Annotated in this window: 13 protein-coding genes and 2 pseudogenes; 11 read left to right on the top strand and 4 right to left on the bottom strand. The window is 42.9% G+C overall.

Annotation, left to right across the window (positions count from 1 at the left end):
* Positions 1-133: 133 nt before the first annotated feature.
* The 6 genes and pseudogenes from K4H96_RS06995 (at position 134) to K4H96_RS06975 (ending at position 6,036) form a co-directional block, all read left to right on the top strand.
* A complete protein-coding gene (locus K4H96_RS06995; protein WP_223337337.1) occupies positions 134-1,201 on the top strand; it encodes a methionine ABC transporter ATP-binding protein in 1,068 nt (355 codons plus the stop codon).
* The gene (locus tag K4H96_RS06990; protein ID WP_002898357.1) at positions 1,201-1,893 is read left to right on the top strand and encodes a methionine ABC transporter permease; all 693 of its coding nucleotides are present in this window, start codon (positions 1,201-1,203) and stop codon (positions 1,891-1,893) included. Before K4H96_RS06995 ends, K4H96_RS06990 begins: the two co-directional genes overlap by 1 nt.
* A 137-nt stretch (positions 1,894-2,030) precedes the next feature.
* The gene (locus K4H96_RS06985; protein WP_223337338.1) at positions 2,031-3,302 is read left to right on the top strand and encodes a TRZ/ATZ family protein; all 1,272 of its coding nucleotides are present in this window, start codon (positions 2,031-2,033) and stop codon (positions 3,300-3,302) included.
* A 215-nt stretch (positions 3,303-3,517) separates the two neighbouring features.
* Positions 3,518-4,900: a CapA family protein gene (locus K4H96_RS06980; RefSeq protein ID WP_223337339.1), complete on the top strand. Its 1,383-nt coding sequence runs from the start codon at positions 3,518-3,520 to the stop codon at positions 4,898-4,900.
* 177 nt (positions 4,901-5,077) lie between these two features.
* Positions 5,078-5,275, top strand: a pseudogene (locus K4H96_RS12330) (RhtB family transporter); the annotation flags it as partial.
* A gap of 89 nt (positions 5,276-5,364) precedes the next feature.
* A complete protein-coding gene (locus K4H96_RS06975; protein WP_227956440.1) occupies positions 5,365-6,036 on the top strand; it encodes a hypothetical protein in 672 nt (223 codons plus the stop codon).
* A 120-nt stretch (positions 6,037-6,156) separates the two neighbouring features.
* Here the strand turns inward: K4H96_RS06975 and K4H96_RS06970 are convergent, their stop codons facing one another.
* Positions 6,157-7,029: an AraC family transcriptional regulator gene (locus K4H96_RS06970; RefSeq protein WP_223337340.1), complete on the bottom strand. Its 873-nt coding sequence runs from the start codon at positions 7,027-7,029 to the stop codon at positions 6,157-6,159.
* Positions 7,030-7,134: 105 nt separating this feature from the next.
* On the opposite strand from K4H96_RS06970, the gene K4H96_RS06965 reads away from it, so the two are divergent.
* Positions 7,135-8,580, top strand: a complete 1,446-nt coding sequence (locus tag K4H96_RS06965) for a glycoside hydrolase family 1 protein (RefSeq protein ID WP_317627996.1) — start codon at positions 7,135-7,137, stop codon at positions 8,578-8,580.
* 268 nt (positions 8,581-8,848) lie between these two features.
* Entirely contained in the window at positions 8,849-10,978 is a 2,130-nt protein-coding gene (locus K4H96_RS06960) for a transglutaminase domain-containing protein (RefSeq protein WP_223337342.1), read from the top strand.
* A gap of 105 nt (positions 10,979-11,083) precedes the next feature.
* On the opposite strand, the gene K4H96_RS06955 is transcribed toward K4H96_RS06960, so the two are convergent.
* The 3 genes from K4H96_RS06955 to K4H96_RS06945 all read right to left on the bottom strand — a co-directional run bounded on the left by K4H96_RS06955 (position 11,084) and on the right by K4H96_RS06945 (position 14,901).
* Entirely contained in the window at positions 11,084-12,808 is a 1,725-nt protein-coding gene (locus K4H96_RS06955; RefSeq protein ID WP_223337343.1) for an ABC transporter permease/substrate binding protein, read from the bottom strand.
* Positions 12,809-12,822: 14 nt separating this feature from the next.
* The gene (locus tag K4H96_RS06950) at positions 12,823-14,013 is read right to left on the bottom strand and encodes a quaternary amine ABC transporter ATP-binding protein (RefSeq protein ID WP_223323031.1); all 1,191 of its coding nucleotides are present in this window, start codon (positions 14,011-14,013) and stop codon (positions 12,823-12,825) included.
* Between the two features lie 246 nt (positions 14,014-14,259).
* Positions 14,260-14,901 carry a GntR family transcriptional regulator gene (locus K4H96_RS06945; protein WP_002896558.1) on the bottom strand — a complete coding sequence of 214 codons (642 nt, stop codon included), beginning with the start codon at positions 14,899-14,901 and terminating at the stop codon, positions 14,260-14,262.
* A 180-nt stretch (positions 14,902-15,081) separates the two neighbouring features.
* Here K4H96_RS06945 and K4H96_RS06940 point away from each other — a divergent pair, with 180 nt between their 5' ends.
* The 3 genes and pseudogenes from K4H96_RS06940 to K4H96_RS06930 all read left to right on the top strand — a co-directional run.
* Positions 15,082-16,743: a MutS-related protein gene (locus tag K4H96_RS06940; RefSeq protein ID WP_223337344.1), complete on the top strand. Its 1,662-nt coding sequence runs from the start codon at positions 15,082-15,084 to the stop codon at positions 16,741-16,743.
* 638 nt (positions 16,744-17,381) lie between these two features.
* Positions 17,382-18,965, top strand: a pseudogene (gene metG, locus K4H96_RS06935) (methionine--tRNA ligase); the annotation flags it as partial.
* 14 nt (positions 18,966-18,979) lie between these two features.
* A partial coding sequence (locus K4H96_RS06930) for a hypothetical protein (RefSeq protein WP_227956439.1) occupies positions 18,980-19,342 on the top strand: 363 nt, incomplete at its 3' end.

Genomic DNA, 19,342 nt, shown 5'->3' with positions numbered 1-19,342 from the left:
CTTTTAGCTAGGTCGGTATAGATTGTAGCTTATGATTTTACATTTCCCTAGTCGAGCGACAGGCGGAAAGCAAACTAAGAGGCTATAGTGGCTAAATCTCATATTGGACAAATCAAGGAGTGAATCGGAAATTATGGGCAAAGAAATTATCAAATTGGATCACATTGATGTCATTTTTAAGCAAAAAAAGCAAGACATTAAGGCTGTAGAAGATGTGACCATTCATATTAATCAGGGTGATATTTATGGAATTGTAGGCTATTCTGGTGCCGGGAAATCTACTCTGGTCCGTGTCATTAACTTGCTGCAGGTGCCGTCTGCTGGTAAGATCACGGTGGATGATACGGTTTTCTATGATCATCATCAGGTTCAGCTTACTGCAGCTCAGTTGCGCCAAAAGCGTAAGGATATCGGGATGATTTTCCAGCATTTTAACCTCATGGCACAGATGACAGCCAAGGAAAATGTTGCCTTTGCGCTCAAGCATTCACCTTTATCAGCTGCTGAAAAAGAGAAAAAAGTTCATACGCTTTTAGACTTGGTAGGCTTAGCGGATCGGGCGGACAATTATCCTGCCCAGCTGTCTGGTGGTCAGAAGCAGCGGGTAGCCATTGCACGGGCCTTGGCCAATGATCCAAAAATCCTAATCTCGGACGAGTCTACATCTGCTCTGGATCCTAAGACCACCAAGCAGATTCTGGCTCTATTGCAGGATTTGAATCAAAAATTGGGTCTGACTATTGTCCTCATTACCCACGAAATGCAGATTGTCAAGGACATTGCCAACCGTGTAGCGGTTATGCAGAATGGCCGACTGATTGAAGAAGGCTCAGTTCTGGATATTTTCTCTAATCCCAAGAATGAGCTGACCCAAGACTTCATTACTACCGCAACGGGCATCAATGAGGCCATGATCAAAATCAACCAGCAAAAGATTGTGCAAAACCTGCCGGAAAATTCCATTCTGGCACATTTGAAATACTCAGGTGTGGTAACGGACACAGCCATTATAAACGACATTTACAAGCAGTATCACATATCTGCCAATATTCTTCACGCCAATATTGAGATTTTAGATCATGTACCGGTCGGAGAAATGGTCGTTATCTTATCTGGAGAGACCAAGCAACTGGCGGCGGTGCAGGAAAGTCTGCGCGAAGCAGGAGTAGAGCTGCATGTTCTGAAAGAAGGGAGTAACTAATGCTACAGCTGATTCAACAATTTATGCCCAATGTTTATAGAATGGGCTGGTCTGGGCAGGCTGGCTGGGGAACAGCTATTTACCTGACTCTATATATGACTATCATTCCTTTCTTTATCGGAGGGATTCTAGGTTTTATCGCTGGTCTCTTGCTCGTCTTGACAGGGCCGAGAGGTATTTTGGAAAATAGACTTGTCTTTTTCGTCTTGGACAAAGTTACCTCTATCTTCCGGGCTATTCCGTTCATCATTCTCTTAGCCCTTATTAATCCCTTTACTCGGATTATTGTGGGAACTGGGATTGGTCCGACTGCGGCCTTGGTACCTCTTTCACTGGCTGTTTTTCCTTTCTTTGCCCGTCAGGTTCAGGTGGTCTTATCCGAACTAGACCGAGGGGTCATTGAAGCGGCGCAGGCTAGTGGAGCAACTTTCTGGGACATTGTCGGTGTTTACCTGCGGGAAGGTCTGCCGGACTTGATTCGTGTGACGACAGTTACGCTCATCTCTCTGGTTGGGGAGACCGCTATGGCAGGGGCGATTGGTGCCGGCGGACTGGGAAATGTTGCCCTGACTTATGGTTATCAGCGTTTCAACCATGATGTGACCATTCTTGCGACCATTCTTATTTTGCTGCTCATCTTCTTCATTCAGTTTGTTGGGGATTTCCTGACTAGGAAGATTAGTCATAGATAATGATTGACAACTAGAGCCTCAGATGGGGCTCTTTTTTATGCCATAATTTTATAAAAAGACTTGCACAATTAGATTAGGCTTGTTATAATAGCTAAAATCTCTTGAAGCCAAGTGTTGGGAAAGTGAGGATATGGCGGATGAAAGCTTATACAAATGTCAATCTGGTGACCTGTGACAGCGTATTTCATGTTTACCGAGAAGGGCTGCTGGTCGTGGAAGATGACCGCATTGCCTACTGTGGTCCCTATGATGAAAACTGGCTAGGGAAATGCAGTGAAACAGTGGATTATGAAGGGGCTTGGATCATGCCCGGACTGGTCAACTGCCATACTCATTCGGCCATGACCTTGCTGCGCGGGATTCGTGATGACAGCAATCTGCATGAATGGCTGGAGGACTATATCTGGCCAGCAGAAAGTCAGTTTACAGCAGAAGTGACTACTAAAGCAGTTCAATTTGCTCTAGCTGAAATGCTGCTGTCAGGAACAACAACTTTTAACGACATGTATAATCCTCAGGGAGTGGAAATTGACAGGATTTATCAGACTGTGCGGCAGTCTGGTATGCGCTGCTATTTCTCACCAACACTCTTTAGCTCAAAGTCAGAAACAGCAGAAGAGACTCTGGTTCGTACTCGGGCCATTATTGAGAAAATCCTTTCCTATAATGATGAAGATTTTCAGGTCATGGTGGCGCCTCATTCGCCTTATGCCTGTGATGAAGCTCTGCTCAAGGGCAGTCTTGAGCTAGCGCGTGAGCTGGATTTGAAGCTTCATATCCATGTGGCGGAGACTCAGGAAGAAAATAAAATCATTCTGGAGCGCTATGGTAAAAGGCCTCTGGCTTTCTTAAAGGGTTTGGGTTACTTGGAGCAGCCAGCAATTTTTGCTCACGGGGTTGAGCTAAATCCGTCAGAGATTGCGGACTTAGCGGCTTCACCAGTCAGCATCGCCCACAATCCTATCAGCAACCTCAAGCTGGCTTCTGGTGTAGCTCCAGTGACAGACTTACTAGCCGCTGGGGTGACCGTTGGCTTAGCGACGGACTCTGTCGCTTCCAATAATAATCTGGATATGTTTGAAGAAGGTCGGACAGCTGCTCTCCTTCAGAAAATGCGGGCAGGCGATGCGACCCAGTTTACGATTGAGCAGGCTTTGAAAGCTTTGACTATTGAAGGAGCCAAGACGTTGGGCTTGGAGGACAAAATCGGCAGTCTTGAATCGGACAAGCAAGCCGATTTCATTGTCATTCAACCTAAGGGACGACTTCACCTCTATCCTTTGGAAAATATGCTGTCGCACCTAGTATATGCAGTCAAAGGCAGCGATGTTCAGGATGTCTACATTGCAGGGCAGCAGGTTGTCCGAAACGGCCAAGTGCTGACTGTTGATCTAGGAAGTTTTGTGTAAGAATGAAAGCTGAGTTTCAGCTCGGCAATCAGCTATTAGAATTGAAAAAATAGATAATGAAGCAGGAGAATGGTGGAAGCATGCCGCAATTTGAAGATTGTAGCATGCTTCTCCCTCTCCTGCTTTTTGCTTTTCTTTCCTTTTGACGGTAAAAATAGTACAATATAGTAAATGTTGATGCACTATTATCAAGCAAGAAAAAGCGGAGAGATGTGATGGATAAAAAAATTCTTTGGGAGAAAATTCAGACTTTTTTTCAGGAACTTTGGAAAAAGATATCGGGTTTTGCTGCGGAACATAGTCTGCTGGCAGATGCTTACCATGCTTGGCGAGACTGGTTTAAGGGACTTCCATTTCCTCGTCCCAAAATCTTTCAAAAACAGCTTAGTAATCGCCAGTTTGTCGGAGTGCTTTTGACCGTAGTAGGGCTGTCAGCCGGATTAATTCTTCTGTCGGAGCATGTGCAGGATTTTACCTTTCTGTCTCCTAGTAAGAAAGAGCAGCAGTCAGGTTCTTCTCAGAATCAGACGGTTCGTATCATGGCGACTGGGGATTTGCTTTATCACGATGGCCTTTATCTGAGTGCTCAGAAAGAAGATGGAACTTATGATTTTTCTGAGAATTTCCACTATGCTAAGGAATGGCTTCGGCAGGGGGATTTGGTCTTAGGAGACTTTGAAGGCACGATTCGGCCGGACTATCCCTTGAATGGCTATCCGCTCTTTAATGCTCCAGAAGCCGTAGTTCCAGCAATCAAGGATGCTGGCTATCAGGTGATGGATCTGGCTCATAATCACATTTTAGACTCTGGCTTGGAGGGAGTTTTCACTACAGCTCAGGCTTTTGAAAAAGAGGGAATCACTCCCGTCGGTGTTTATCCGCATGAAAGCCGCAGTCAGGCACCGCTCTTGATAAAGGAAGTAAAAGGCATTAGGATTGCACTGCTAGCCTACTCTTATGGCTACAATGGCATGGAGGGGCTTCTCAGTCAGGAAGACTATGACAATCGACTGTCCGATCTGGATGAAGAAAAGATGCGAGCCGAGATTGAGCGGGCAGAAAAGGAAGCGGACATCACGGTTGTTATGCCTCAGATGGGGGTAGAGTACCAGCTGGAGCCGACAGAGGAGCAGATGACCCTCTACCATAAAATGGTTGACTGGGGAGCAGATATCGTCTTTGGAGGGCATCCGCATGTGGTTGAGCCGGCAGAGATTTTAGAGAAAGATGGTCAGAAGAAGCTGATCATGTATTCTATGGGAAATTTCATTTCCAATCAGCGCATCGAAACTATGGAGGGAATTGAAAATGCTCATTGGACCGAGCGCGGAGTGCTGATGGATGTTACCATTGAAAAGACAACAAAGGGCACACAGATAAAAAGTGCTCAAGCTCATCCGAGCTGGGTCAGTCGAGTTGAAAAGGGCACTACTTCGGCAGACGGTCTACCTTTATACACTTACCAGACCTGGATTTTGGACGACTTTGTCGAAGGTGGCAAGTATCGAGACAAACTGGATCAAGAAACCAGAGCACGGATTGATACCGCCTATCAGGAAATGAATTCTCATGTTGGACTGAATTGGCCGGGGCAATAAATTGCTTGAATATGATTTTAGCCAGATTGGATTTGCCAATCTGGTTTTTGCTGTTTTAAAATTGAGGGCTTTGTTATAATTAAAAAGGATTATAGAACTGTTAATGAATGAAACTGACCGCTTTCGAGCTCGTCTATCATGTTATTGGAAAGAAAATAAAATGTATTTTGGTTTGAGGCTGCTTTTGTATTTTATACCCATGTTTATCTTGTTTTTGTTGCTAGTGTGTTCCCTGGTCTTGTTGATTTTCTGCCTGTTTCTGAGAAGAAATCTCTTCAAGGAAAAGCAGGGCCGCAATTTGCTGCTAGCTATCCTTTGGCTGGGGCTCTTCAATCTCCTGCTGAACTTGCTAGTATAGAAATGATGAGTTCGTAAGGAGAACAATCCAAATGAAATGATAGAGACTAACTTTATCCTTGTTTGCTGAAACTAAATATTGATTGAGAATTAAAGAAAGGCGAAATATGAATTTTTTTGAACAACTTTTTCTTTTAATAGACTTTTTAATTCACTTTTTACCACTCTTATTTATCTTTGTTGTTTTTATCGTTTCATGGATAGTTTATATCTGTATAAAGAAACCTTTCTACAAAAGCATTTATGGGAAAGTGATTAGTCTACTCTTTTTGGGAACTTTGATTTGGAATCTGGTTTATTTTGGCGGAGAAGATCATGGCGGCTCCTATCAATTAGTCAAATTAAAGCCAGGCGAAGCTGTTTATGTAAAGATTAAAAAGCCTTATCTTGACCTAATAAAGGGTTCAGGAGTCAGTGTTTTAAAATTTAAAGATAAAACAGATGGGAAAATTAGAATATACGATTCTTATTTGAGAGAGCAGATAGGTGAAAATGAGTATATCTATGATGCAGAAAAAAAGTCTGTTCACTACTATAATGAAAAGGATGGGGGGATAACAATCCCAAACGAACAGGCTTTATCCGATTTAGGTGTTGAGTTTAACGAAAACTATAGCATTGATGTCWACTTTACCCAAAATAGAGCGTTTGTTTTTAGTGTAAGCGACAGTGATCAAGATATCACTGTCCAAAACGAATCAGATAAACCCATATCTTTTTATGTCAAAGCCTATCACAGAGTCTATGGCTCAGAAGGTAGGGACCGAGATATAGAATAATATCTTACAAAACATGGTGCTGTTTCTATCCTTCTTATAATATTAGCATTACAAAAAACGAATACCTCCAAGTTCACTTAGCTTAGCAGGTATTCGTTTTTTATTTTCTATTTTAGAGCTTCATTTCTTCCGATACTGGCTTGGTGTCATTTGGTAGTATTTTTTGAACTGGCGGTTGAAGTTGGACAGGTTATTAAAGCCTGCTTGACTGGAGATTTCCAGTACAGAGAGATTGGAGTGCTGCAGGAGTTCGGCTGCCTTGCGCAGGCGGAATTGAATCAGGTACTCAATGCAGGAAACGCCCAGATGCTTCTTGAAGAAGTTCATGAAATGGGTGGAGCTGTAGCCGCAGATGCCAGCTAATTGGTCAATATTTAGGTCTTCTTGGTAATGGGCATTGATGTAGTCGATGATGGAGCGAATCTTTTCTTCCTTGCGGTAGCCTTCTGGTGATAGGTCTTTGGAAATGACATAGCCATTCTCAAAGAGCAGGTAGAAGAGCTGGTTAAGCTGGGCTTTGAGCTGAAACTCGTAGTGAGATTTGCGGAAATAGCCTGTTTCCATAGCTACTAAGAGGTACTGGCGAATCTCGGCATAGGCTGTATCCGTAGGCTTGATAACATGAGTCAAGTCCAACTGGCCATTGTAGAGGGGCTGCAAGTAGTTGATGCTGGCCTGATCCATGGCAGAGTAGCCCATCAGATCCAGATGGAAATTAATGGCGTCCATATAATGACGCTCGTCGTTGATGGGGTGGATGGAGTGCAGGGCATTGGGGCGAATCAGGATAATATCACCTTTTTCGCTGTTAAAGTAGTCGTCATCAATATGAAATTGTGCTTTTCCTTCGTGGACATAAATCATTTCAACATCGGTATGCCAGTGGAAAAGAATATCTGGATGACCATTTTCAGTGATGGTGCGGGTCAGAGAATAAGGGGTTCCTTGGTTTTTAAAAACGGTATTTTTATGTAGTTGGCCTAAATCAATCATGGGGACACTCTTTCATAGAATAGTACAATTTATTAAGATAATTGTGTTAGAAAATATGTTTGACAACTATTATAATATAAATATAAAAAAAACGAAAGCGAGAAAATGCAAATGGGTAAATTTCCGCAGAATTTCCTCTGGGGCGGTGCAACTGCAGCCAACCAGTATGAAGGCGCCTATAATCTGGATGGAAAAGGCCTGTCTGTTCAGGATGTGACTCCAAAAGGCGGAGTGCCAGCCAAGCCAGGTGATTGCAATCCTTTGATTACCGAGGGGCCGACACCAGATAATCTCAAGCTAGAAGGGATTGATTTCTACCATCGTTATAAGGAGGACATTGCCCTCTTTGCGGAGATGGGTTTCAAGGTTTACCGGACTTCCATTGCCTGGTCTCGGATTTTCCCAAATGGGGACGAGCTAGAGCCCAATGAAGCTGGTCTGCAATTCTACGACAATCTCTTTGACGAGCTGGCCAAATATGGCATTGAGCCGCTGATTACCCTGTCTCACTATGAAACGCCCCTGCATTTAGCGCGTCAGTACAATGGCTGGGCCAACCGCGATTTGATTGGCTTCTACGAGCGCTATGTCTGCACGGTTTTTACTCGCTACAAGGATAAGGTCAAGTATTGGCTGACCTTTAATGAAATCAACTCTGTTCTCCATGCACCCTTTATGAGCGGAGGCATTGCCACGCCAGCTGAAGAACTATCCAAGCATGACCTCTATCAAGCGGTCCACCATGAGCTAGTGGCTTCTGCCTTGGCAACGAAGATTGGTCATGAGATCAATCCTGATTTTAAGATTGGCTGTATGGTCCTGGCTATGCCAGCCTATCCTATGACGCCTAAGCCAGAAGATGTGCTGGCAGCACGGGAATTTGAAAATCAAAACTATCTCTTCTCTGATATCCATGTGCGTGGAAAATATCCAGCCTATATCAATCGTTTCTTCAAGGAGAATGGGATTGAGATTCAGTTTGCGCCGGGAGACAAAGAGCTTTTGGCTGAAAATACTGTAGACTTTATTTCCTTCTCCTACTATATGAGTGTAGTTGCGGCCCATGATCCGGAAAATTATTCTTCCGGCCGAGGCAATCTTTTAGGTGGTATCCTAAATCCTCATCTGGCTAGCTCAGAATGGGGTTGGCAGATTGACCCAGTCGGCCTGCGCTTAGTGCTAAATAGCTTTTATGACCGCTATCAACTGCCTCTCTTCATCGTGGAAAATGGTCTCGGTGCCAAGGATGTCTTGGTGGATGGTCCAAATGGTCCAACGGTTGAAGATGACTACCGCATTGATTATCTCAAACAGCATTTGCAGCAGGTAGGAGAAGCTCTGGAAGATGGCGTAGAACTGCTAGGTTACACGACTTGGGGCTGTATTGATCTAGTCTCAGCCAGCACGGCAGAACTTAGCAAACGTTATGGCTTTATCTACGTTGACCGCAACGATGACGGTAGCGGAACTCTAGCCCGCTACAAGAAAAAATCTTTTGATTGGTACAAAGAAGTCATTGCGACGAATGGAGACAGTCTCTATCAGGATTGAATGACTTAAACAAAATAGCTCCTTATAAAATAAACCAAGTCCTATCTGGCTTGGTTTTTTAATATTTTAAGATGGGAATTGGCTGAATCCTCTTGATTTTAAAAGCAAGATGAGAAAAGGCAGTGTTTCGAGGGAATCTGTCTCTATAAAAAAATAAGAATTTATTCGCAAAATTGCAGATATTTGAATCCGCTTACAAAAAAACAAAGACACCTCAAATAAAATATGGTATAATATATTAAGAATATTTACTTCAGGAGGGGAAATCATGAGTAGGAAAATCCGTTTCATTTCTCTGCTTACTCTGTTGATTTGTTTTCTGATGGGCTGCAGTCTTTTTCAAAAGAACGGTGGAGGTCCGGGAGAGCAAGGCAGCCAATTTTCGGAAAGTGTTCGTAAGCTGAGAGAAAAATACAGCAAAAATACTCCTTATGATGTCCAAGAAAAGGTCATTCAGATCAAGGAAAATGAGCCCATTACATTTCCGACAGAGGTACAAAAGCCTAACGATTTTGAGACACTGCCACATGAAGGACAGACCGAGTTGATTTCTTCCTTTGAAATTTATGGGGACAGCAACTTACGAGCTATTTTAGGGGGTGACTTTAAGATGAATGATAAGCGGCAGATAGTGATTGAGCCAGCTTATCATTTCTCTGCGACTAGAGTGGAGGCAAATGGAGAGCATACGGAATATGGTCTAGCCAAGCAAGGTGAGAGCTGGGGGGTCTTTGATACGCTCTATTTGCTGCAACGGGATGATGAGCGCACAGGTAAAAAGCTTAAAAAACCAAAACTTTGGATCGTTAAGATAGATAAGAAAGGGCGCGACAAGCTAGCTCTGAAAACCAAGAGCAGTCTGCTCGGAGATGGTCGCTTGCAGCTGGAATGGACCGAAGTACCTGGAGCGGACTCTTATTCCATTATAAAAAGAGAATATGTGACCATGCCTGGCAGTGATACGAAGACAGGCCTTTATAACTATAAAGAGGTCGATCGGGTCACTTCGACAGTGTATCGGACGGATTTGCCTACCCACTATGATAGCCGCAACGGAGGCCGTTCTGGTGATGATCCAATTCTTGCCAGACAACGGTTGCTGCAGGCTTACGACCAGGATTACAGTAAGAAAACGGTTGAGAAAAAGCCTTATGAACTCCTTGTTGTTCCCCTTAAAGACAAAGAAGCTTTAGGAACTATCAGCAATCCTATCTCATCTGATAGCTTTGCGAAACTGATGCCGAATCAAATCGATTTTCGGACTTTTTCTGACCAGGTTTCCGCCCTGAGGCAGAAGGGAAACATTCCTGAAGAAGCACCACTGCAGATGATGGATGGCCAGACTCAGAACTTTCCAATCGTCTATGAAAAAATTGAAAAAGAAGGTCGGGATGTCAGATGTCTGGTCTCTATCAAGGGCATGCCTACTGTCAAAACGGACTTTTTCATTGAACAGGCCAGTGTCGAAGAAGTGCAGCCTGTTGTAGATAAGCATAATGAAAAGGTCAATAAAGAGGAAAGCAAGTCAGGTGTTTCAGAGAAATATATCAGCGTAGAGCAGGCTGACTTGGATCTCAAGGGTAAAACAGTCGTTCATGATGTTAGTGATATTGAGGAAAGAGTGGCAGCCAGAAGTGCGGCGCAGGAATATTTTGCCAAGGCCCTTCTGTCCGATGCAGAATATGTCGATTACAGTGAGTTTCCAGAGCTGAGTGAAGGAGATGTCAGTGAATTGCTTCACGATGTTTTAGAGCAAAATCCAGTCATTCAGCAGGGAGTGCTCCCTACCATTGATGCTAAGCAACATGTGGTAAGTTTTAAATACGATGCTGACGAAACAGCCAAATATAAGAAGGCCCGAAAAAAAGTCAAAGAGATTGTTAAAGACATCATCAAAGACCAGATGAGCGACCGAGAAAAGATTGAGGCAATTAATCAGTATTTAATTGAGCATACTAGCTATGATAAGGCTGCTTACCAAGGCTTTTTGAATTACAAAACATCTATTGAGAATAAAGAATCAGAAGAGGCTATTTCAAAAGCGTTTAAAGATATGCAAGACGGTATTCGCAAGTATGAATCTAGTTTTGATATTACTGGTCCGCTATTTGAGGGTAAGGGAGTCTGTCAGGCTTATGCTGTAACCTTCCAGGCTCTTGCTCAGGAAGCTGGTCTCGAAACCATGTATGTGAGTGGAAATACAGATGATTTTGACCCGCATGCTTGGAACTTCGCAAAAGTAGATGGTCAGTGGCTGGCTTTAGATGTTACCTGGAATGACTCTGATGGAGACAGCAATAAAACAGAAAACGAATACTTGCTATTGGCCATGGATAATCCACTCTACGCACAGAGCCACTATGCCTTTGACAGATACGAAGATGCTATTAAAGAATGATGCTCCAAATAGAAGAAATCTTTAAAAGATGCCAAAGTCTTGTAAGGCAAGGAAGAAGCCAATCAAAAACCCTGAGATACTGTTATCTCAGGGTTTTCTATGCTTTTATTTCCTCCAGCTTTCGACTTCTTTCTGGTGGTTTTTGATCCACTCTTTGGCTGCAGCTTCTGGTGAGCTGCCTTCGTTAATCTTAAGCATGACTTCTTCCATGTCCTTTTGAGTCCAGTTGAAGTTGTCTAGGACCTTATTGACTTCTGGTAAGTCCTTGTCTAGATTTTTCCGAGTCATAGTGTGGATAGCTTCCTTACCGCCCATGGTTCCCTTAGGATCCTTGAGGTATTTGAGGTCGTATTTGGAGAACATCCAGTGAGGTGACCAGCCGGTTACGATGATATCTTCTTTATTCTTAATAGCCTGATCCAGAGCAGTGGTCATGGCTCCTGTTGAGGAAGAAGAAAGATTCCAACCACTGAGATTGCTGTATTCTTGCATAGTCTTCTCAGTCGCGGTCATGATACCAGCACCGGGCTCAATACCTGTGATGGTTTTCTTGGCTTGTTCTGACAGGTCTTCGATGGAGTCAGCATCCATATAACTTGGTACGACTAGCCCTGTCTTAACGCCCTCAAGGTTTGGCCCCAAGTCCACTAGCTTATCCTTGTACTCCTCATAGAGAGCAGCATGGGTAGTCGGCAACCAGGCAGAAACCATGGCATCGGCTTCGCTATTAGCAACGGACTTCCACATAACGGCATTGTCTAGCGGTGTGATGGTGACATCGTAGCCCATTTCCTTGAGAGCTTCCGCTACGACATTGGTTGAGGCAACTTCGGAGTCCCATTCAACATAGGCAAGGTTGACCTTTTCTTTTTTGCTTTGCTGAAGCTTGGTTACTTGATTTCCGACAAAGGCTGTCAAGATGACAGCGGCCAGAGCAGACCAGAGCATAATCTTGTTGCGTTTTTCCTTGGCAGTGACCGGTGATTTTTTAGCCAGAGGTTGGTTGAGTTTCTGGGTCAGGCGGTCAATGATAATGGCCAGGATAACCAGAGATACCCCATTGACAAATCCGGAACCGATGTCGGCATGCTGCAGGGCTGAGAGGACGCCGCGACCCAGTCCGGGTGCCCCAATCATAGAGGCGGTAACAACCATTGAAAGAGCCAGCATGATGGTCTGATTAACCCCAGCTAGGATGGTATTTTTAGCCAGAGGCAGCTCGACTTTGAAGAGCTTCTGCTTGCCAGTGCCCCCGAAGGAGTCTGACGCTTCAATCAGCTCGGTCGGAATCTGACGAATGGCTAGATTGGTAAAGCGGACAGTCGGTGGCAGGGCAAAGATGACAGAGGCAAAGACCCCAGGCACCATACCAATACCGAAGAAGGCCACGGCCGGTATCAGGTAGACAAAGGCTGGCATGGTCTGCATAAAGTCCAGCAAGGGCTTGATAACTGCTTCGACACGGTTGCTCTTAGCCATCCAAATTCCCAGTGGAATACCGATGATAATGGAAATGGCACTGGAGATGATGACCAAGGTCACAGTGTTCATGAGATTTTCCCAGAGGCCTTGGTTGTAAACAAAGAGCAAGCCTAGGAGGGTGAGCAGGGGCAGCCCCAGCTTACGCTTGGAAATCAAATAGGTAAAAATAGTGATGACTGCGATAAAGAGCAGGGGCGGAATGAAGAGCAGGGTGTCTGTCATTCCATTCATGATGGCGTTTCCGATAGCCTGAAGGACCGAGAAAAGCCCGGAGAAGGTATCTGTTACCCAGTTAGTAAAGGCCTCAACCCATTGAGAAACAGGGATTGGCTGTTGTAAAATATTCAAAATGCGAACCTCCCTTATTCTTCAGATTCAGTAGTATTGGCCAAGGCTTCAATGACTCGACCTTTAATAATAACGCCGACTAACTTGTCCTTATCATCTACAACGGCCAGAGGCGCTGGTGAATCGTAGATCAGTGGGAAAATATCAGTAATCAGGGTTTCCTGAGTGACCTTGCGGACGTTCTTATCAATCACTTCAGCCAGTGCTTGATGCTGCTTACGGGCATCTCGGGCGCCTTCGGCAGTTAGACTACCCTTGAGATGCCGCTTTCTATCCACAGCCAGCAGCATACTGACCTCTTCTTTTTTCATGCGATTAAGGGCCACGGTTGGTCCGTCGATGTCAATGTTGGTAGTCAGTGGTGTTGTCATGATATTCTGGGCAGTCAAGACCTTGGAGCGGTCCACATCTTCAACGAACTCTCGAACGAAGTCGTTGGCTGGATTGGTCAGGATTTCCTCACCGGTGCCAATCTGCATAATCTGACCGTCAGCCATGATGGCAATGCGGTCACCAATACGCAGGGCTTCATTGAGATCGTGGGTGATAAAGATAATAGTACGCTCATGCTCTGCCTGCAGATCTAGTAACTCATCCTGCATTTCTCGTCGGATAAGGGGATCTAGAGCTGAGAAGGCCTCGTCCATGAGCAAAATGTCAGGATTGTTGGCCAAAGCTCGAGCAAGACCGACCCGCTGCTGCATCCCACCGGAGAGCTGATCGGGGTATTGATCCTTGAAGGAGAGGAGACCAGCATTGTCCAGAGCTTGTTCAGCTAGGCGCGTGCGCTCTTCCTTATCAACACCTCGGACTTCCAGACCGAACTCAGTATTTTCCAGAATGGTCCGATGTGGGAAGAGGCCGAAGTTCTGGAAGACCATATTGAGCTTGTGGCGGCGAACGTCACGCAGCTCCTCTTCGTTCATCTTGGCTACATCTTGGCCGTCGATGTAAATGTCGCCTGATGTCGGGTCAATCAATCGGTTGAGCAGGCGGATAAGGGTAGATTTCCCACTACCGGACAGTCCCATGATGACAAAAATTTCTCCGGTCTGAACCTCAAAGTTTACATCGTAAACTCCGACAGTAGCGCCGGTTTTTTCTAAAATTTCCGTTTTGCTTTTGGCTTGCTGCACCATTTCTAGTGCCTGCTTTTGCCTTTTACCGAAAATTTTAGTCAAATGTTTTACTTCTAGTTTATTCAACGTATTTCTCCTTTTGCACAAGTGACTACATGTTTATTTTGATAAGTTGTCACTTAAAAGACCATCACAGTATAACATCGTGTGGTCACTTTGTCAAACCCAAAAGACCGTCAGACCGGCATTTTTCGACTATTATAAAAAAGGAGGATGATTTTCTAGAATATTTCTGAAAGTCGCAAAAGGCTTGTCAGACAGCGGATTCGCCTGTCTATTCTGCTTTTTGACAAAGAAAAAACAAGCGCTGTTTCACTTGTTTGTTTCAATTTCATTAAAAAATAAATTATGCATCAAACCGACTGATAATTCGTTGCCAACAAAATAGATGGTATTGCCGGCTTCCAGCTTGGTATAAGGACCAGGCGAGATTAGGAGTTGGTCTCCCTGCTGGACTGCGACAATGGTAGCACCAGTCGAGTGCCAGATATTGAGTTCATTGATAGATTTTCCTAGGTTGATAGCGTCTGCTGAGAGCTGGAGCTCGTAGGGATTGAAAGGGAAGCGCTGCTGGACATCCTTAGTTCGACTGAGAAGCTGATTAAGCAATTGGGAAAAGTTGGCAAATTCTTCCTCTTGGCGCTGGATGCTCTGGTGGAGCTTGCTTTTGAGATCCTGCAGAGAGTTGACATCTTTATAGGTCTCAAGAAACTGCTGGGCTTTTTCCTTGGAGGAAATGAAGGCTCCGCTGCCGTGGCGGACTTCCATGATTTCCAAATCTACCAGCACATTGATAGCCTTGCGGGCTGTCTCAGGAGAGACATTGAAGTTGCTGGCTAGGGTAGAGCGGGCATAGATCTTGCTGCCGATAGGATATTTGCCGTCAACGATTCGCTCGGCAATAGCGACAGCTATCTGCTGGTAGCGTGGGAATGCGACTTCTTTTTTGCTCATGAGGACCTCCAATTTTACGACAGGAATATAGCTATGATTATAATATAAAACTGGAAGATTGAAAAGTGGCCTTTGTAAAATCGACCGTATTATCCGCCTCTTCTTGCCTTTCTTTTTACTTTTTTAAGTAGTATAATATGTCTAAAAGTTAGAGGTCTTCTGGAAAGGATGAGGGCATTTATGTCGCAATTTATCGTGGTATTACTGGGCTTTTTGGCGGTGCTAGTGCTTGTCATAGTCTTTGCTATTCGGAGAAAGATTCGCTTTAAGAAGCGTTTAGCTGCTGCTTGGGGAAGTCGTGAGCGGGTTGATTGCCTGCCAGACAGTGAGTCCAGTCTATATGAGTCCTTTTTGTTAGACGAAGAAGCTGGAACCTATGATAGTTTGGTGGACGACCAGACTTGGGGAGATTTGGACTTTTTTGATGTTTTTCAGGATATTGATACAGCATCCCAATCCAGTCTAGGTTCAGAGTACCTTTACAGCAAACTCCGCCTGTTGCATTTCGAGGCAGATCAGGAATTTGATGATTTGCAGGCATATTTAGCCCAACATCCAGAGGTGCGTATTCAGCTGCAACTGCTTTTTTCTGAGCTTGGCAAGAAAAATCACAATCAAGCTAAGAAACTGATCTATAAACCAGCTCAGGCGAATCACAAGGGAAGTTTTTACCTGTTCTTGGCTGCGATTCCGATACTTTCCCCTTTCCTCTATTTTATCAATCCTAGTCTGGGATATATAGTTCCCATCATCAGCATGGCCTTTAATATCGTTTACTCCATGGCCACGCGCTGGTCTCTCGAGATGAAGTTGGACAGCATGGGCTATCTGGTACGGATCTTCTATATTGGTGAAAAGATCGCCCGACTGCCCTTGCCCCAGCAAGCTGCTCTGAAAGAAGCGGTGGCTTCTTTTAGCCGAACACGGCTTTTTGGAGAAGTCTTTCGGCCCCAGTCGGGTGCCTCTGAGCTGGAGATTTTCTATCTCTATATCAACTCCGTCTTGCTCATACCTCAGTTAGCTCAGGCCTATATCTCCAATCGTCTGGTCAAGGCCAATCAACAGGCTAGGCAAGTGCTGGAGATTCTAGGTCGCTTAGAGGCAGCGATTGCTGTACTTAACTACAAGGAAAGCCTGCCAATTTATGCAAAACCTAGCTTTACAAGCTCAACTGGGATGAAGGGCAAGGGACTCTATCATCCACTCTTAGAGCGACCTGTCAGCAATGATTTGGACTTTTCTAAGAATATGATGATTAGTGGCGATAATGCTTCTGGAAAATCGACTTACCTGAGAATAGCAGCTATCAATGCTATCTTGGCTCAGGGGTTAGGCTTTGCTTGCGCCGAGAGTTTGACCTTGCAGCATGGTCATGTCCTGAGCTCAATGGATGTGACCGATGACATCGGCTCTGGGGATAGTTACTTTATCACCGAGAGCAGGGCTATTGAGCGCATGATAGATTCCTTGGAAGAAGAGGGCTTGCACTACTTTTTCATCGATGAGCTTTTTAAAGGAACCAATACTGTTGAGCGGATTGGTGCGGGACTAGCAATCATTGATTGGCTAGCTGAGAAGCCCTGTCTTTACATGATTTCGAGCCATGATGTGGAGTTGGTAGCAGCCTCTGGTCAGCTCAATGCTCAATATCACTTTGACAGTCAATATATAGCAGGAGAGATTGTCTTTGACTATAAAATTAAGCAAGGCAGCGCTTTGACCAAGAATGCGGTTAATACACTAGAGAGCCTGAACTATCCAGAAGAGATTACGGATACAGCTAGGGAGATAATCACAGCCTACGAAGCCAGCGGCAACTGGAGCTTGCTAGGAAAGGGATAATCAAAATTGGATGATAGAGATAGGAATGGATAAAAAGATGACTGTAAAGATGATAGCGGCAGAAATCGGAATGAGGTAATTGATATAATTGAATACAAAGAAAGCCTTGGAACAAGCTGTTTCCAAGGCTTTTAATCTGTTCGTAAAAGACTAGAAACCTTTGAACGAAAACTCTTGGTATGAAGGATTTATATAGAGGATAATTATCAGAGAAACAATTAAAATTTAAGTAGTAGGAGTAATAAAATAGGAAGAGATTTAACCAATTTGCGTGTAGAGGACTCTTTTGTTTCCAATGATATATAAAATTGAGTGACAAGTACTCTGAACATCGCTTAATTAGTAGAAGAGCAATATAAATTCTATAGATAATTGCTATTAGGAATGCGAGATAAATTTTTCATAGGAGAGAGAGGTCTAAGATGGATTAGTGAAAACTTAAAATATTAAGGAGCACGAACGTTGAAGTGATTGATAATTTTATGATAGTAATAAATCAAATGTATGATAAATTTGGGAAAAATAGGTTTTACTGAACTTGATTTTAGTGTATCAATTATGTTAGAATGGGACTTAGTAAATAGTATTATCTATTTTGAAAGGACAAATTTAAAAAATGAAAAAAAAAAACATTTTATATTACTACTCCTATTTACTATCCTTCTGGTAAGCTGCACATAGGTAACGCCTCAACTACTATATTGTGTGATGTATTAGCACGTTATAGGAGAATGAAGGGCTTCGAGGTGTTTTTTTTAACTGGAACTGATGAACATGGTGAAAAGATTGAAAAAAAAACCAAAGAATTAAATGTTACTCCGAAGCAGTATGTTGATAAAATGTCTGAGGATATCAGAGAACTATGGAAGTTATTGGATATTTCAAACGATAAGTTTATTAGAACGAGTGACATTAAGCATGAAGAAGTTGTAGCTGCTGTATTTGAAAAGTTGTTGGCCAAAGGTGATATCTATCTTGGCGAGTATGAGGGATGGTATTCTGTCTCGGATGAAGAGTTTTTTACTGAGAGCCAGCTAAGCGAGGTTTATCGGGATGAAAATAATAAAATAGTAGGCGGCTTAGCCCCGAGTGGAAATGAAGTAAGTTTAGTGCGTGAAGAAGCATATTTTTTTCGTATTGCTAAGTATCAGAAACAATTACTAGAATATTATGAAAGTCATCCAAACTTCATAACTCCTCATTTTCGTAAAAATGAACTATTAAACAATTTTTTTGAAAGTGGCTTAGAGGATCTAGCTATTACTAGAACGTCATTTTCATGGGGTGTTAAAGTACCAAGTAATCCGAAACATGTTGTATATGTTTGGATTGATGCACTACTAAATTATATTACTGCTCTAGGTTATGGGACTGAAAACACTGAACTATTTGATAAATTTTGGCCAGCAAATGTCCATGTAATTGCAAAAGAAATAGTTAGGTTCCATGCTATATATTGGCCTGTATTGTTGATGGCACTTGAAATACCACTTCCTGAAAATATTTTAGCTCATGGTTGGATTATTATGAAAGATGGAAAAATGTCTAAATCTAAAGGGAATGTAGTATATCCTGATGTGCTGGTTGAAAGATATGGGGTTGATGTAGTTCGTTACTATTTAACTAAAATAGTAAATCTTGAAAATGATGGTCAGTTTTCTCCTGAGGACTTTGTTGAAAGAGTTAATTCTGATTTAGCAAATGATTTAGGAAATCTTTTAAATCGCACAATTGCTATGATAAACAAGTACTTTGGAGGAGTTATACCAGACTATAAAGGCGATGTTGGGGAGTATGATGAGGAACTCAGGGTTTCAGTGACTGAAAATATAGAAGTTTTTTTTAAAGCACTAGATTCTAATAATCCCTCTAAGGGCTTAGATGAGATATGGAAAATAATTAGTCGAGCAAATAAGTACATTGATCAGATGAGTCCATGGATATTGGCCAAAGATGGAGAGAAAGCTGTTGAATTAGAATCTGTGATGAGACACCTATCGGAAGTACTACGTATTGTCGCTATATTAATAAAACCTGTTTTGACACAAGCTTCAGTAAAAATTTTTGACCAATTAGGATTGGAAGAAGAATATACTTTTAATAGCTTGACATTCGGTAACCTAAAAGTAAAAACAAAAGTGATTGAAAAAGGAGTTCCGGTTTTTCCAAGATTGGATACTGAAGAAGAGACTGCTTTTATCAAACAAAGAATGAGTAAAGGAAATTAATAGTGTTAATGGAAAAATCACTTATTATCATAAAGCCTGATTTAGAGAAAAATTTAGTTGGCAAGGAAAAATTAATTAATTTAATATCGGGCAGTGGGTTAACTGTATATGATACTTCACAAATTGTTTTCAATAATTGGATGATTGAAAACATGTGGCCTCAATTTCAAAGTGATGTAATTTCTATATCGAATCGTTTATTAATTGTAACACCTGGAATTACATCTGTCAAGTTTTTTGTTCTATTTGGAAATAATTTTAAACTGAATAAAGATTTTAAACTAAAAACTTCAAACAAAAAAGCCCAGTGCAAAGAGGCAACTCTCACACTGAGCTTCTTTTTTATCTTAGTAATATTCACCCTGACGGTA

Origin of the sequence: Streptococcus sanguinis (assembly GCF_020729765.1) — a bacterium.
GTDB lineage: Bacteria > Bacillota > Bacilli > Lactobacillales > Streptococcaceae > Streptococcus > Streptococcus sanguinis_Q.
Note: the sequence above shows the minus strand (reverse complement) of the source record. Positions and strands in the feature narration are given on the sequence as shown.

Coding starts and splice junctions, on each gene's coding strand:
- K4H96_RS06995 (WP_223337337.1), top strand. CDS start 134: ATGGGCAAAGAAATTATCAAATTGGATCACATTGATGTCATTTTTAAG.
- K4H96_RS06990 (WP_002898357.1), top strand. CDS start 1,201: ATGCTACAGCTGATTCAACAATTTATGCCCAATGTTTATAGAATGGGC.
- K4H96_RS06985 (WP_223337338.1), top strand. CDS start 2,031: ATGAAAGCTTATACAAATGTCAATCTGGTGACCTGTGACAGCGTATTT.
- K4H96_RS06980 (WP_223337339.1), top strand. CDS start 3,518: ATGGATAAAAAAATTCTTTGGGAGAAAATTCAGACTTTTTTTCAGGAA.
- K4H96_RS06970 (WP_223337340.1), bottom strand. CDS start 7,029: ATGATTGATTTAGGCCAACTACATAAAAATACCGTTTTTAAAAACCAA.
- K4H96_RS06965 (WP_317627996.1), top strand. CDS start 7,135: ATGCAAATGGGTAAATTTCCGCAGAATTTCCTCTGGGGCGGTGCAACT.
- K4H96_RS06960 (WP_223337342.1), top strand. CDS start 8,849: ATGAGTAGGAAAATCCGTTTCATTTCTCTGCTTACTCTGTTGATTTGT.
- K4H96_RS06945 (WP_002896558.1), bottom strand. CDS start 14,901: ATGAGCAAAAAAGAAGTCGCATTCCCACGCTACCAGCAGATAGCTGTC.
- K4H96_RS06940 (WP_223337344.1), top strand. CDS start 15,082: ATGTCGCAATTTATCGTGGTATTACTGGGCTTTTTGGCGGTGCTAGTG.